This window comes from Humibacter albus DSM 18994, from assembly GCF_000421825.1.
Classification (GTDB): Bacteria; Actinomycetota; Actinomycetes; order Actinomycetales; family Microbacteriaceae; genus Humibacter; species Humibacter albus.
Genome location: NZ_ATXT01000013.1, coordinates 502,154 through 515,954, shown reverse-complemented (window position 1 = coordinate 515,954; position 13,801 = coordinate 502,154). Strand labels below are relative to the sequence as shown.

Below are 13,801 nucleotides of genomic sequence, written 5' to 3'. Positions count from 1 at the left end.
GACCCCGGCTCCAGCGCTCGGCGACATCAGAAGTTGTACTTCGAGTAGTTGTCCTTCGTGAACTCGAGCGGCTTCGAGAAGATGATGGTCCCCTTGGCCGGGTCGTTCGATACCGTGAACGACCCCAAGTCACCCGCGGTGAAGGTCGGAGTCGCACCCTTGATGGTTCCGTCGGCGACACCCCGGGCGAGGTAGGCGATGAGCTGCCCTTGCTTGACCTCGTCCCAGAGGAAGAGGCCCGTCAGCGAACCGTCCTCGAAGTACTGCTTGTTCGGGTTGGGGTCGCCGATGCCGAAGACGCTGATCTTGCCGACCGCGCCCTGGGACTTCACGGCGGCCAGTGCACCGGGCACCGCCGCTCCGTCGATCGGGATGAGCGCCTTCAGGTCCGGGTTCGAGTTGATCAGGTTCGTCGCCTGGCTCTGGCTCGTAGCCTGGTTCGACTGGCCGTATGCGATGTCGGCGAGCCGGAGGTTCGGGTACTTCTTGGCCGCATACGACTTCATCGCATCGATCCAGGCGTTCTGCACCGTGGCATCCTTCGTCGACGAGAGGATCGCATATGAACCGGTGTCGCCGTCCTTCTTGGCGACCGCATCGATCAAGGCCTGTCCCATCGCGGGGTACGACGTGTCCTGGATGAAGTAGCTACGGGCGGATGCCGTGACATCCGAGTCGAAGCCGATCACCTTGATGCCGGCCTTCGTCGCTGCGTTCAGGGCGGGAACAATCGATGTCGGGTCGTTGGCCGAGTACGCGATGACGTCGGGCCTGTTGTTGCTGTTGACCAGGCCCATGATGACCTGCGCCTGATCCGCGCCGCTCGCCTTGACCGACGCGGTGTAGTCGATCTTCTCCTTCAGCTTGCTTGCGACCTGCTTCGCGCCCTTGACGTTGGCTTCGAACACGGGCAGTCCGAGAAGCTTCGGGACGATGGCGACCGTGATCTCCTGACCCTTCTTCGAGGCGCTGTCGTTCGCCGAGGCCGACGTTCCCGTGGCAGAACATCCGACCAGCGCCAGTGCGAGGGCGGTCATGGCGGCAGCGGTGACTCCCGCTCGCCGGTACTTCTTCGAGTGCGTCATTGGAACTCCTTGAGCTGTGATGTGTGTTGGGCCGGTTGGCCCGGATCAGGAATGCGCTGGGTCTCTCGGTTCTGCTGCGGCTTTTTCGGAACCTCCCTTCGCACCACGGCCGACTCCGGGCGAACCACCCGTTCGTGCGGCGAATCGGCGCCGGAGCGTTCCGAGGAACGACTCTCCCGACCGTCGTTCGAAGGCGATCTTCACGACGAGGGCGACGATGAGGAGCAGGCCGGTCACCATGGTTGCGGTGAGGGAGCTGACGCCCGAGTTGAGCAGGCCCTGTGTGAGGTACCCGAGCACCAGTACCGCCAACACAACCTCACCGATCCGTCCGCGCCCGCCGAAGATGTCGACGCCGCCCAGTACCACGCAGGTGATGGCGGGGAGGAGCAGGCTCATGCCCGAGTCAGATCTGCCCGCGTTGAAGTACGCGGCGAGAACGATGCCCGCGATGCCTGCCACCAACCCGCTCATAGTGAAAACGCCGACGAAGGTTCGCATCACTCGAACACCGGTGAAGCGGGCCGCAGATGGGTTGTAGCCGATCAGGACGATGCGCCTGCCGAACCCGGTGCGTCCGATGAGGAGCATCACCAGGGCGGCGATGACCAGAAAGATCAAGAGCGCGATAGGCACCGGCCCGACCGTGCCTTCGCCGAGGGCGAGGAACATGTCAGGGAAGCCGAACGGCGGATTGTCTCCGGCGACCGAAACCGCCAGGCTGCTGGCGATGAACTGCGTCGCCAGCGTGACGAGCAGAGAGTCGATCCCGAACAGCGTGATGATCAGCCCGTTGACCAGTCCGATGATGGTGCTGACCGCGAGAGCGATACCGATGGCGAGCACCGGATTGACGTGATGCAGGATGAGCACCCCTACCAGCACCGAGGACAAGCTCGCGGTCGCGCCGACCGACAGGTCGATGGCCCCCGTGAGGATGACCGGGGCCAAGCCCAGCGCCACGATGCCAGTGGGTAGGAAGAGTTCGATCTGGCTGAGCATCCCGGCACCGCCGCCGAAGAAGTGCGTGTTCGTCAGCGAGAACACCATGAGTTCGACGACGAGAGCCGCTGCCAGCACGGTGCCCCAGACCGGGAGCCGCCGGCGGCTGGGCGCGATCGTGGTCGTCGTCATCGTCTTCTCCTTCTGCGGCCGGTGAACAGCCCCTTGAGTGTTCCGCCTTGCCGCGCGCGCGGGTCGGCGATGACGGCGAGCAGGATCAGGACACCGATTCCCGCGGGCTGCCATTCGTCGGGTATGTGGGCGGCGATGCCCATCGCCGACACGGTGAGGGCGAGGAAGATGCTGCCGAGCAGCGCTCCCGCCGCATTCCCCCGACCGCCGGTGAGTGCGGCGCCGCCGATGAGCGCCGCGGCGATCGCATTGAGGTTCTCGTTGGTCTGCGTCCCGGTCAGGGCGTCCGCCGAGCCGGTCCTAGCGAGGTAGACGACGCCGGCGATGCCGGACAGCAGACCGCACAGCACGTACGCGATGAAGATGACGCGGCGCGTCGGTATGCCGGCCCGGAACGCCGCCTCGAAGTCGTCTCCGGTCGCGTAGACATTGCGCCCGTAGACGGTGTAGCGCAGAAGCAGGCCGACGCAGACCGTGGCGAAGACGCCGACCACGAGCAGCATCGGGACACCGGGAATGATCGTGTTGGTCGCGACGCCGAGGTTCGTGTACTCGGCGGGAACCTGGTTCACCTGACTGCCGCCCGTGATGATGAACTGCAGGCCGCCATACACGCTGAACGTGCCGAGCGTCGCAATGATCGGCGGCAGACCGAGAAGGCTCACGAGCACGGCGTTGCCCGCCCCCAGTACCGCCCCTACCCCCGCGCCGACGAGGAGGCCGAGCCACAGCGGCATGCCGTGGTCTTGCGCCTGGAATCCGACGATCACGGCGGCGAGGCCGAGGATCGGTGCGACCGAGAGATCGATGCCCTTCGTCAGCATGACCACGGTCTGGCCGAGCGCCACGAACGTGGTGACCATCGCCGTGATGAAGATGCTGGAGATAACACGAGAGCTGAGGAAGTCCGGGCTGGCGATGGCGCTGACGATCGCGATGACGAGCATGATCGGGACGAGCTGGACATCCCGCCGCCCGATGAATTCCCGAACGGAACGACCGAACGCGATCGAGGAGAATGAGGTGACGTTCGGGGTGGTCATGCCGCACCCACCGCCAGCTGTCCGACGGCGTCGCTGGTGATCGCATCGCCACGCAGCTCTCCGACGACACGACCCTCGTACACCGCATACACGCGGTCGCACAGCCGCACGAGCTCGTCCAGTTCGGAGGAGATCACGAGTGTGGCGAGTCCGTCATCGGTGAGCGACTCGATCATCTCGTAGATGCCCTCTTTGGCGCCGACGTCGACGCCTCGAGTGGGCTCGTCGAAGATTGCGACCTTCGGCTGGGCCATCATCCAGCGTGCGAGAAGCACCTTCTGCTGGTTGCCGCCGGACAGCGACTTGATCGGAAGGCCCATGTTCGCAGCCTTGACGCCCGCGTTCTGCAGCGCCCCTTGCGTCATGGTCTCCTCCTGCCTCTTCCGAATGAGACGGCCCTTGCGCGGCAGCCGACCGATGACGGATGCGCTCGCATTCCGCGTCAGATCGACGTCAGCGAAGATGCCGTTGCGACCGCGGTCCTCGCCGAGGTAGATCAGCCCGGCGTCGATGCAGTCCTGAGGTGCACGACCCGTCACATCGACTCCATCGACCGTGACGACGCCGGCCGACGACGGCCGAAGCCCGAAGACCGCCTCGCTGAGTTCGGTTCGGCCGCTGCCGACGAGGCCGCCGAGTCCGACGATCTCCCCCGCCCGCACCTGGATCGAGATGTCTTCGACCTCGGGCTTGCTGACCACGTGACGGACATCCAGGATCGGAGCGCCGCTTCGCTCGGGCCTGGTCTTCCGCTTCGCCATCGTCAGTTCACGACCGACCATTGCGTTGATGATGCTGGCGCGATCGGACTCGCCTCGGAGGTGATGTGCGACGACCGCCCCGTCGCGCATGACGGAGATCCGGTCGGACAGCTCTTCGACCTCGTCGAAGCGATGGCTGATGAATCCCAGCGTCATCTGCTGGCGCCGCAGGTCGTCCATCACTGAGAAGAGCGTCTCGGCCTCGTGCGAGGTGAGCGGCGAGGTTGGCTCGTCGAAGAAGATGATCGTGCAGCCATGCGCGAGCGCCCGAGCGCATTCGAGTAGCTGCTGGTGGGCCAGAGGCAGCCGGCCGGCGAGAGACCGCGGATCGACGCTGAGCCCCACGCGGGACAGCACGTCGCCCGCCGAGTTATTGATCATCTTCCAGTTCACGGTGAAGCCGAAGCGGCCCCGCGGCAGCGATCCGAGGTAGAGGTTTTCCGCGATCGACAGGTCGGGCATGAGCCGCGGCTCCTGCGGAACCAGGTAAATGCCGCGGCGCTGGGCCGTCGCGGGAGAGAGCGGGCCGAGCGCCTCCCCCTCCAGCTCAAGCGATCCGGAGTCGGCGGAGTAGACCCCGGACATGATTTTGAGGAGGGTGGACTTGCCCGCGCCGTTCTCACCGACGAGGGTGTGGATCTCTCCCGGACGGAATGCGAGGTCGATGCCTTCGAGCACCGGGACGCCGGAAAACGCCTTGCTGACATTCCGCGCGCTGTACGTACGGGCTGTCGTGTCGGCGTCTGCGGACACGGGAACCGGGCGCGGCCTTTCCATGCTCACGCTCACCGCGCGGCGGCCGACGTCGGGGCGCCGCTCCGAGCGCGGATTGCCGGGTCGAACTTCTTCGTCAAGTCGCAACATCTCCTTCGATCTGTGACATCCGGCCACCATTGGCGAGCCTTCACTGACTCACATTCAACATTGTGAGCGTTAACAGTCGAAGGCAGTAAAGCAGAGGTTCCGTCAACAAGTCAAGGAACGGCTGGTGCGAAGGGGAGACTCTGCCCTCAACCTGAAACGACATGCCGTGAGCGTTCACACGATCCCAGATCGTGCTGGCATCCGCCGACTCTCGAGGAGGTCATTCGGCGCGTCCCGTTCGGGCCGAGCTCAGACCGAGACCCGGTTGACTGTTGGCACTCCTGTCGAAGCCCGCACGACGAGCTGCGGGATGATCGGGGCGCGTTCATCGCCCGCCTCCCCCGACAGCAACTCAGCGAGGCTGTCCATGATCTGCCGTCCGAGGGTGGCGAAGTCCTGACGCAGGGTCGTTAACGGCGGTGCGAGATGCGCCGCCTCGGGGATGTCATCGAACCCGACGAGGCTCACCTCGTCCGGCACTCGGCGCCCGTGCGCGCGCAGGCTGTGCATGAGACCGAGTGCCATCTGGTCGTTGGCGACGAAAACCGCCGAGAAGTCGGCTGCTGAGAGCGTCTCGCCTGCCCGGAACCCGCTGTCGGGACTCCAATCGCCTACTAGAGGCTCGACGGCCGCCAAGCCGCTGGCCGCCATCACGTCACGCCACCCGCGCGCCCGTTCGCCGGCGTCCACCGAATCGAGAGGTCCCGCTAGGTGCAGGATCTTCCGGTGTCCGAGGGAGAGAAGATGCTCGACGGCGATCCGTGCGCCCTGATATTGGTCGATGGCGACCGCATGCTCGGCTCGACCCGTTGGATCGACGGCGACCAGCGGGATACCGGTCTCGATGCGCAGCACCGCATCGAGCACGCCGACACGTTCGGTGATGAGCACCAGCGCCTCGACGTTCTGACGGAGCAGAAGCTCGACCGCTTCGCGAACTGACGCGAGGTCCGACTCGACCACATTGGCCATGCTGACGGCATAGCGTTGCGCACGTGCGGCCTCGTTGAAGCCCAGCATGGTACTGGAGGGACCGTAATCAGGGCCGCCCGTTGCGATAGCGCCGATCGTGCGCGTGCGGCGCGTGACGAGCGCGCGGGCCGCAGGGGACGGCACATACCGCAGCTGCTTGATCGCAAGCTCGACGCGCTGTTTCGTCGATGCTCGGACGTTCGGCAGATCGTTGAGCACACGTGAGACCGTCTGATGCGACACACCGGCAAGGCGCGCGACGTCGAAGATGGTGGCCGGCCGCCCCGGCTTCTCAGCCATCCCGAAGCCCTCCTCGCCCGACGTCACTGGCCCACGCCCGGGCCCGTGCGCCCGGCTCCTCGGGCTTCGAGCCACCGCTGTCCGCCCGACGACGGCGCAGGACGAGCCGCTGCACCAGCACGAAGACCAAGAGCAGGGCGCCCGCGATGATCTTGGACCACCATGTTCCGAGAGTCCCGTCGAACGTGATCAGCGCGTTCACGGTGCCGAGCACGAGCACACCGAGAATCGAGCCCCACAAATAGCCGGAACCTCCGCTGAGTACAGTGCCGCCGATGACGACGGCCGCGATCGTGTCCAGCTCGAGACCGACGCCCGTCAAGCTGTACCCCGACAGTGTATAGAAGGAGAACAGGATGCCCGCCAGCGCGGCACAGAAACCGCTGATGACGTAGACGAGAACGACCGTGCGGGCCACCGGCACACCCATCAGCGACGCCGCGCGTCCCCCGTTACCGACCGCGTACACCGTGCGACCGAACATGGTCCAGTGCAGGACCAGCACACCGGCCAGCACCACGAGGAGCGCAACCGGCACGCTGGGGCTCACCTCGAGGCCGAATCCGACAGGCAGCTGCGCCTGCGCCATGCCGAGGAAGAAGGGGTCCGAGATCGCGATCGAGTCCGGACTCAACACGTAGCACAGTCCTCGAGCGAAGAACATCGAGATGAGGGTCGCAACGAAGGGCTGGATGCTCAAGTAGTGAATGCCCAGGCCCACGAGAAGGCCGAGAGCCGACCCGACGAGCAGCACCACGATGATCACCGCACCGGGGCTCCAGTGCGCGCGCAGCAGCGCCGCGGCGATGACGGTGGAGAGCCCGAGGACCGATCCGACCGACAGATCGAGTCCGCCGCTGATCACGACGAACGTCATCCCTACCGCGAGGACGATCAGGTAGGCGTTGTCCACGAAGAGATCGAGGACGACCTGCCCGGATACGAACCCGGGAAAGCGGATCGCGCCGAAGATGAACAGCACGATCAGTAGCCCCAGCGACACGGTCCACGAGAGATGTCGCCGCTTCGGCAGGCGTCGGAGCCCGTTCGGCCCGGCGCCGCTCACGAGCGGACTCCCGCGCGTGGTCTCGACGGGACGCGCCGCTGCGCCCTCGAGCGCACACGCGGTGCCTGCATGACACACACGGCCGCGACGACGATCGCCTTGAGCACGAGCATCACCCCGGGCGCGATGCCCGCCGTGTACGCCGTAGCGGTGAGCGTCTGGATGATGAACGCGCCCACCAGCGTGCCGCTCAGCGAGAAGCGGCCACCGCCGACAGGCGTGCCTCCGATGACGACCGCAAGGATGGCATCCAGCTCGATCCAAAGCCCTGCGCTGTTCGAGTCGGCCGCGGTCACGTTCGAGCTGATCATGAGCCCGGCGACGCCCGCACAGAGGCCGCTGAACGCGTATACGCTCCAGTTGATGCCCTTGACGGGCACGCCGGCGATCCGGCTGGCGATCGGGTTGACGCCAACCGCATCGATGAGCATGCCGAGCGCCGTCTTGCGGGTGAGTAGGGCTGCCGCAGCGTAGATCACGGCTGCGATCAGGATGGACACCGGAAGCCCGAGTGCGAACCCGGCACCGATCACGCGATACGCCGCGCTGGAGACCGTCACGATCTGGCCCTGCGTGATCAGCAGCGCGAGACCACGTCCGGCCGTCATCAGGATCAGTGTCGCGACGATGGGCGGGATCCCGACGACGGCAACCAGAAAGCCGTTCCAGGCGCCGAGGACGAGTGCGGCGGCGAGGGCGGCAGCCACGGCGACGATGACGACGGGAACGTTCGCCTCAGACCCCGAGGACGCGAGGATCGAACATGCCACGGCTCCGGCTATGGCGACGATGGAACCCACCGAGAGATCCAGCCCCCTGGTCGCGATGACGAGCGTCATGCCGAGCGCGACGAGCACGGTCGGCGCCCCGTTGCGCACGATGTCGATCAGGCTTCCGTACAGGTGGCCGTCCTGCACGCGGATCGAGAAGAAGTTGGGCTGGAGCACGAAGTTCAGGAGCAGCAGTGCGGCAAGCGCGACTACCGGCCAGGTGAGCCGAGCGGCGAGCAGATTCTTCACGGGGCCCCTCCACCGGCGATCATGGTGAGGACCTTTCCAGATGACGCGCCGTCGTTCGCGATGTCGGCCATCATTTCGCGGTCGCGCATGACGACGATCCGCGTGCTGAGTCTCAGCACTTCGTCCAGCTCGGCCGAAATGAAGACGACGGCCATGCCGTTGGCTGCGAGGTCATTGACGAGACGCTGCACCTCCGCCTTGGTGCCGATATCGATGCCGCGGGTCGGCTCGTCGAGGATCAGCAGGCGCGGCGCAATGGCGAGCCACCGTGCCAGGAGGACTTTCTGCTGGTTTCCGCCGCTCAGATCGCGCACCACGGCATCCGGATCGGCAGGTCTGATGTTCAGCGCCTGGATGTAACTCGTGGCCAGTTCCTCCTGCCGACGCCGAGAGATGGGCCGGTACCAGCCGCGATCCGCCTGGAGCGCGATCAGGATGTTGTCCCGCACCGAGAAGCTCTCGATGATTCCCTCGTTCTGGCGGTTCTCGGACGCGTACACGATGCGGTGTCTCAGGGCGGTCCGCGGCGTCCGAACCCGGCGTCCGGCGCCGGAGACCCTCAATCTGCCCGTATCCGGACGGTCGACAGCCGACAACAGTCGGGCGACCTCCGTGCGACCGGAGCCGAGGAGGCCGGCGATCCCCACGACTTCGCCCTCCCGCGCGACGAAATCGAACGGGGCGACGCGCCCGCGGCGTCCCAGCCCGACGGCCTCGACGACGGGACCCGAGTCACCGGCGAACTGCTGCGAGAAGTCGACCGGAGCAACGTCCTCGATGGCCGCATACTGCGGTCCGATCATCTTGTGCACGAGCTCGATCCGCAGGATGTCGTCGGTGCGGTACTCGCCCACGAGGGCGCCGTCGCGCAGCACCGTCAGGCGGTCGGCGATCTCGTAGACCTGGTCGAGGAAATGGGAGACGAAAAGGATCGCCGTCCCTCGTCTCTTGAGGTGACGGATGACGCGGAAAAGGTCGGCGACCTCGTCACCGTCGAGGCTCGCCGTGGGCTCGTCGAGCACGAGCACCTTGGCATCGATTCCGATGGCTCGCGCGACCGCCACCAGCTGCTGGAGCGCGAACGGTAGCTCTCCTAGCTCCGCGGCGGGGTCGATGTCGAGGGCGAGCTCTTTTAGCAGGGCCCGCGCTCGAGCCTGGGTTGCGCTCCGGTCGATGAAGGGTCCCCACCGGGACTCTCGTCCCAGCATGATGTTCTCCGTGACTGAGAGTGTGGGCAGGAGGTTCGTGTCCTGATAGACGGTGCTCACGCCCAAAGCCTGCGATTTGCGAGGGCTCGCCTGCTCCAGGGGTCTACCGTCGACGGCGATGCTGCCGGAGTCGGGGCGCAGCGCACCGGTGAGTGCCTTGACGAGCGTAGACTTTCCCGCGCCGTTTTCGCCCATCAGCGAATGGACCTCTCCGGGAAACATCCGAAAGTCCACCCCGTCCAATGCGCGCACGCCGGGGAACGTCACGGTCACGTCGCGCATCTCCACGACGGGCGTTGCTGCTGGCACGTCAGTACTTCCTCGTCGGCAGCGCGGCGATCGCCTGCTCCTGGGTGAACGTCCTCTCCGGCGGCTCGATCCGCCTCGGCACGGACTTTCCTGCCGTCACCTTTTTCACGAGCTTGACGAGCTCGTCACCGAGCAGCGGATTGCACTCCACGATGAAGTTGATCTTGCCCTGGGCGAGCGCCTCCATGCCGTCATGAGTCGCGTCAACCGAGATCACCTTGATCTGTTTGCCCGGGCGCTCACCTGCCCCCTCGATCGCCTGTATCGCCCCGAGCGCCATGTCGTCATTCTGGGCATAGACGAGATCGACGTCGGGGTGCGCCTTCAGCTGGGCCTCCATGACCTGTTCACCGCCCGCGCGCGTGAAACCGCCGTCTTGCGAGTCGACGATCGAGAACTTGCTGTCGTCGCCGATCTCCTTCTCGAACCCTTTCGTGCGGCCGATGGCGGGCGCGGACCCCGTCGTCCCCTCGATCTCGAGCACCTTGACAGAGGATGCCGCGGCGAACTCCTTCTTTGCCCAGACTCCCGCTTTCTCGCCCTCTTTGGTGAAGTCGCTGCCGAGCCTGGTCACGTACAGCGACGGGTCGTCGGTCGAGATGGCGCGGTCAGTCAGGATGACGGGAATTCCTGCGGCCTTGGCCTCTTGCAGCACCGTGTCCCAGCCCGACTCGACGACGGGTGAGAATGCGATGACACTCACGCGCTGCTGGATGTACGAGCGAATGGCGGCGATCTGGTTCGCCTGCTGCTGTTCGGCATCCGAGAACCGGAGCGTTATTCCTGCGTGCTGGAATGCCGACTCGATGTCCTTCGTGTTCGCGGTGCGCCAACTGCTCTCCGCTCCGACCTGGGCGAACCCGACAACGAGGTGGGAGGTCCCAGGCGATCCCCCGTGGCCCGCTTGGCAACCCGCGAGCAGGATCGTCGCACAGGCGGCAATCGCGGCTCCGATCAGTCTCCTTCGACTCACGGCGTCAAACCTCCTCGTTTGTGTCGGGTCTACGAGGTCTCCGACCGTGGTCTCCGACCGTGGTCTCCGACCGTGGTCTCCGCACGCATCGCGACGATCGGCCCGGGCTGTGAGCGCTAACAGCAGACGCTATCCACCGCGGTGAAGGGCTGTCAAGTTCTCCGCGAACCACCGCGCGTTGGATGGTGGCGGGCCGTCTCGCGCGATAACGCGCGCGGTGCCCCAGTAGAACGCGCGGTGCCCCCAGTAGAAAGAGGGCTACTCCAGCGAATCCAGAGTCGGCTCATCAGAAGTCAGTAGAAAAATAACGAACAGGCAACTAGCGCCCCGTTACCTGTTCGTTATAGAGTGCAAGAGCACCGGTTGTTTGCTGTGGCGGCCGGTGTGGAATGTGATTGCAGGACACTCTTGGTGCAAGGGAGAGGGCCGGTCGTAAGCCTCTACGACCGGCCCTCGTTTTGCGTTCTGAGGCACGGGCGTCCACAGCTGCACGCGCGGCAGATCGTCTCGGCGGAGTACGTCAACAGGACATCAGCGCGAAAACATGCCCATTCGGCATGTCGCCGGCGAGAGAGCGCGAACCGTCGTGCCGACCTGCTGCATTGCGCGGGAGCGCAGCCGGCCGGGCGCAACGGAGGCGACACGATGGCGCCGAACGCGGCGGCGCGGGAACCGGCGGTTCTGCACGGCACGAAGCTCACACCGCGCCGCAGCCACCGGGGTGGGGCAGCTCAGGCGTAGTGACCGTTCGTCAGCAGCGTGACGACGAACCCGGCGGCGGCGATCACCGCGATGACGACGGCGGTCCACATCCAGGCTCCGGATGCTCCGGTGCGGGCGGGATAGGTGGGGTGACGGTCATCCATGCTTCGAGGCTAACGCTCCGGCGAGAGAACAGACGACCTCCGGGGTCGCTGGCCTTTGCATGGTCGGCATCCCTGCGCGGCTTCGAGCGGGCAGCACGGAAAGCACGGAAAGCACGGGAAGCACGCGAAACAGCCCAAGCAGTACCAGGGCCGTACGCTGGGAGACGACGTTCCCCCGATGCACCCGAAGGGAGCAGCAGCGTGACCAAGAAGTCTGCGATCAGCGCATGGGAGTCGCTGTTCCGCGCCCAGGTGACGGTGATGCGCACGCTCACTGCCGAGTTCCCGCGCGATGCCGACCTGAGCCTGACCGAATACGACGTGCTGTTCACCATCTCGAAGCAGCAGGACCGGAGCATCCGCATGCGCGATCTGCGCAGGCAGGTGCTGCTCACCCAGCCGAGCGTGAGCCGTCTGGTCGACCGGCTCATCGAGCGCGGGCTGCTGTCGAAGTGCCCCGAGCCGGATGACGGCCGAGGCTCCATCGTCCGCCTCACCGATGCCGGATACGAGCTGTACCGGCACTGCGCCGTGCTGCACGGGCGTTCGATCATCGACCATGTCGGCAGCGCGCTGAGCCCCGACGAACTGGCACAGCTGGAAGCGCTCTGCGAGAAGCTGCGGCTCTCGGTCGAGTCCTGACGCTCGCCCCCCGCCCCGCCTCTCTCGCCCCATCCCCTCGTCCCGCCCTGCCTCGCGCACCCGGCCGGCCAGCCGGGCGCGCCGTGAGACATACCGATTCGGCCGAAACGGCCCGCGAGGACTGATGTTTCGGCCGAATCGGTATGTCTCGCTGCGGTAGGTGGCACGCGCGGCATCGTGGGCACGTGCGCGCGGCAGCGCAGGCGCGCCGTGGCGTGCGGCAGCGCAGGCGCATCGTGGCGCGCCGCGGCCCGGCGCACCGCAGGCGCACCTAGGGTGTCGCCATGAGCGACAACACCGCCGTGCCCGCTTCGTCGACGGGCGCGAGCTCGGGTACCGGGCGCACGGCGTCCCCTTCGGCGAGCGAGCCGATCGGAACGAATGCATCAGGAGCATCCGACGACACGCGGTCCGCGAGCCCAGAAGTCCCGAGCCCAAAGACGTCCGGACCGGCGTCGGATGCGGCCGCCGTCGCCTCACACGAGGCCGTGCCTTCGCGCACATTCTGGGCCAACCTGAACCATCCGTTCGTGATGGGCTTCAGCCTCACCCTCGGCGGGCTCGTCGCACTGCTGCTCGGACTCGCCTTCCAGAACCTCTCCACGGTCATCATCTACATCGTGTTCGGCATCTTCGCGGCGCTCGGCCTCGACCCGATCGTGCGCATGCTGGAGCGGCACAGCGTGAAGCGGCCGTGGGGCATCGTGATCGTGTTCACCGGATTCGCGATCGTGCTGGTCGGCGTGCTCTGGCTGATCATTCCCACGATCGTGCGCCAGATTACGCAGTTCGTGAGCAACTTCCCGCAGACGATCACCGCATTCCAGCACTCCGACTTCTACGACTGGCTGCAGGCCAACTTCGGCGACCAGGTGGGCTCGATCACCGATCAGATCAAGGACTTCATCACCAATCCGTCGAACATCGCGGCCATCGGCGGCGGCGTGGTGCAGGTGGGTCTGACTATCGGCAGCATCATCTCCGGCATCATCATCGTGCTGGTGCTGAGCCTGTACTTCCTGGCCTCGCTTCCGACCGTCAAGACGTCGTTCACCAGGCTCGCCCCCGCACGGAGCCGCCCGACCGTCTCCTCGATGATCGAGCAGATCTCGTCCGGCATCGGCGGATACCTCGGCGGGATGGTCGTGCTCGCGTTCTTCAACGCGGTGGTCGTGTTCTTCCTCTACCTCTTCCTCGGATTGCCGTTCCCCCTGCTGATGGCCGTCGTCGCTTTCTGCATCACGCTCATCCCGCTCGTCGGATCGGTACTGTTCTGGCTCATCGGCACCGTCGTCGCGCTGTTCTCCAGTCCGATCAGCGCGTTGGTCTTCGCCGTGATCTACATCGTCTACATGCAGGTCGAGGCGTACGTGCTGACCCCGCGGGTGATGAACAAGGCCATCTCGGTTCCCGGCTCGCTCGTGGTGATCGGCGCGCTGGTCGGCGGCACCCTGCTCGGCCTCCTCGGAGCGCTCGTCGCGATCCCGGTGACGGCATCGATCCTGCTGATCATCAAACAGATCTTCATACCCCGGCAGGACGCGAAGGTTTGACCGGGC

The 13,801-nt window shown here is 65.9% G+C and carries 12 protein-coding genes; 2 read left to right on the top strand and 10 right to left on the bottom strand.

Features of this window, described 5'->3' with window-relative positions; translation table 11 throughout:
- Positions 1 to 26: 26 nt before the first annotated feature.
- The 10 genes from H623_RS0107065 to H623_RS22255 form a co-directional block, all read right to left on the bottom strand.
- A complete protein-coding gene (locus H623_RS0107065) occupies positions 27 to 1,085 on the bottom strand; it encodes a substrate-binding domain-containing protein (RefSeq protein ID WP_022900242.1) in 1,059 nt (352 codons plus the stop codon).
- A gap of 45 nt (positions 1,086 to 1,130) precedes the next feature.
- Positions 1,131 to 2,219, bottom strand: a complete 1,089-nt coding sequence (locus tag H623_RS18440) for an ABC transporter permease (RefSeq protein WP_022900241.1) — start codon at positions 2,217 to 2,219, stop codon at positions 1,131 to 1,133.
- A complete protein-coding gene (locus tag H623_RS0107055; protein WP_022900240.1) occupies positions 2,216 to 3,262 on the bottom strand; it encodes an ABC transporter permease in 1,047 nt (348 codons plus the stop codon). Before H623_RS0107055 ends, H623_RS18440 begins: the two co-directional genes overlap by 4 nt.
- The gene (locus H623_RS18435; protein WP_169514904.1) at positions 3,259 to 4,776 is read right to left on the bottom strand and encodes a sugar ABC transporter ATP-binding protein; all 1,518 of its coding nucleotides are present in this window, start codon (positions 4,774 to 4,776) and stop codon (positions 3,259 to 3,261) included. Before H623_RS18435 ends, H623_RS0107055 begins: the two co-directional genes overlap by 4 nt.
- Positions 4,777 to 5,136: 360 nt before the next feature.
- Positions 5,137 to 6,159 (bottom strand): LacI family DNA-binding transcriptional regulator, encoded by a 1,023-nt coding sequence (locus H623_RS0107045; protein WP_026940042.1) that lies wholly within the window; start codon positions 6,157 to 6,159, stop codon positions 5,137 to 5,139.
- On the bottom strand, positions 6,152 to 7,225 hold the full coding sequence (gene yjfF, locus H623_RS18430; RefSeq protein WP_022900237.1) for a galactofuranose ABC transporter, permease protein YjfF: 1,074 nt from the start codon (positions 7,223 to 7,225) through the stop codon (positions 6,152 to 6,154). Before yjfF ends, H623_RS0107045 begins: the two co-directional genes overlap by 8 nt.
- Entirely contained in the window at positions 7,222 to 8,244 is a 1,023-nt protein-coding gene (locus tag H623_RS0107035; protein ID WP_022900236.1) for an ABC transporter permease, read from the bottom strand. The genes yjfF and H623_RS0107035 overlap by 4 nt, the downstream gene beginning before the upstream one ends.
- A complete protein-coding gene (locus H623_RS0107030) occupies positions 8,241 to 9,761 on the bottom strand; it encodes an ATP-binding cassette domain-containing protein (RefSeq protein ID WP_022900235.1) in 1,521 nt (506 codons plus the stop codon). The genes H623_RS0107035 and H623_RS0107030 overlap by 4 nt, the downstream gene beginning before the upstream one ends.
- A gap of 1 nt (position 9,762) precedes the next feature.
- Positions 9,763 to 10,734 carry an ABC transporter substrate-binding protein gene (locus H623_RS0107025; protein WP_022900234.1) on the bottom strand — a complete coding sequence of 324 codons (972 nt, stop codon included), beginning with the start codon at positions 10,732 to 10,734 and terminating at the stop codon, positions 9,763 to 9,765.
- Positions 10,735 to 11,465: 731 nt separating this feature from the next.
- Positions 11,466 to 11,600: a hypothetical protein gene (locus tag H623_RS22255; RefSeq protein ID WP_281169280.1), complete on the bottom strand. Its 135-nt coding sequence runs from the start codon at positions 11,598 to 11,600 to the stop codon at positions 11,466 to 11,468.
- Positions 11,601 to 11,801: 201 nt separating this feature from the next.
- On the opposite strand from H623_RS22255, the gene H623_RS0107015 reads away from it, so the two are divergent.
- Entirely contained in the window at positions 11,802 to 12,242 is a 441-nt protein-coding gene (locus H623_RS0107015; protein WP_026940040.1) for a MarR family winged helix-turn-helix transcriptional regulator, read from the top strand.
- 284 nt (positions 12,243 to 12,526) lie between these two features.
- Positions 12,527 to 13,795, top strand: a complete 1,269-nt coding sequence (locus H623_RS0107005; RefSeq protein ID WP_084485722.1) for an AI-2E family transporter — start codon at positions 12,527 to 12,529, stop codon at positions 13,793 to 13,795.
- The last annotated feature ends 6 nt before the right edge of the window (positions 13,796 to 13,801 follow it).

Excerpts from the sequence above, each read along its gene's own strand:
- H623_RS0107065 (WP_022900242.1), bottom strand. The coding sequence starts at position 1,085 with ATGACGCACTCGAAGAAGTACCGGCGAGCGGGAGTCACCGCTGCCGCC.
- H623_RS18440 (WP_022900241.1), bottom strand. The coding sequence starts at position 2,219 with ATGACGACGACCACGATCGCGCCCAGCCGCCGGCGGCTCCCGGTCTGG.
- H623_RS22255 (WP_281169280.1), bottom strand. The coding sequence starts at position 11,600 with ATGGATGACCGTCACCCCACCTATCCCGCCCGCACCGGAGCATCCGGA.
- H623_RS0107045 (WP_026940042.1), bottom strand. The coding sequence starts at position 6,159 with ATGGCTGAGAAGCCGGGGCGGCCGGCCACCATCTTCGACGTCGCGCGC.
- H623_RS0107055 (WP_022900240.1), bottom strand. The coding sequence starts at position 3,262 with ATGACCACCCCGAACGTCACCTCATTCTCCTCGATCGCGTTCGGTCGT.
- H623_RS0107005 (WP_084485722.1), top strand. The coding sequence starts at position 12,527 with ATGAGCGACAACACCGCCGTGCCCGCTTCGTCGACGGGCGCGAGCTCG.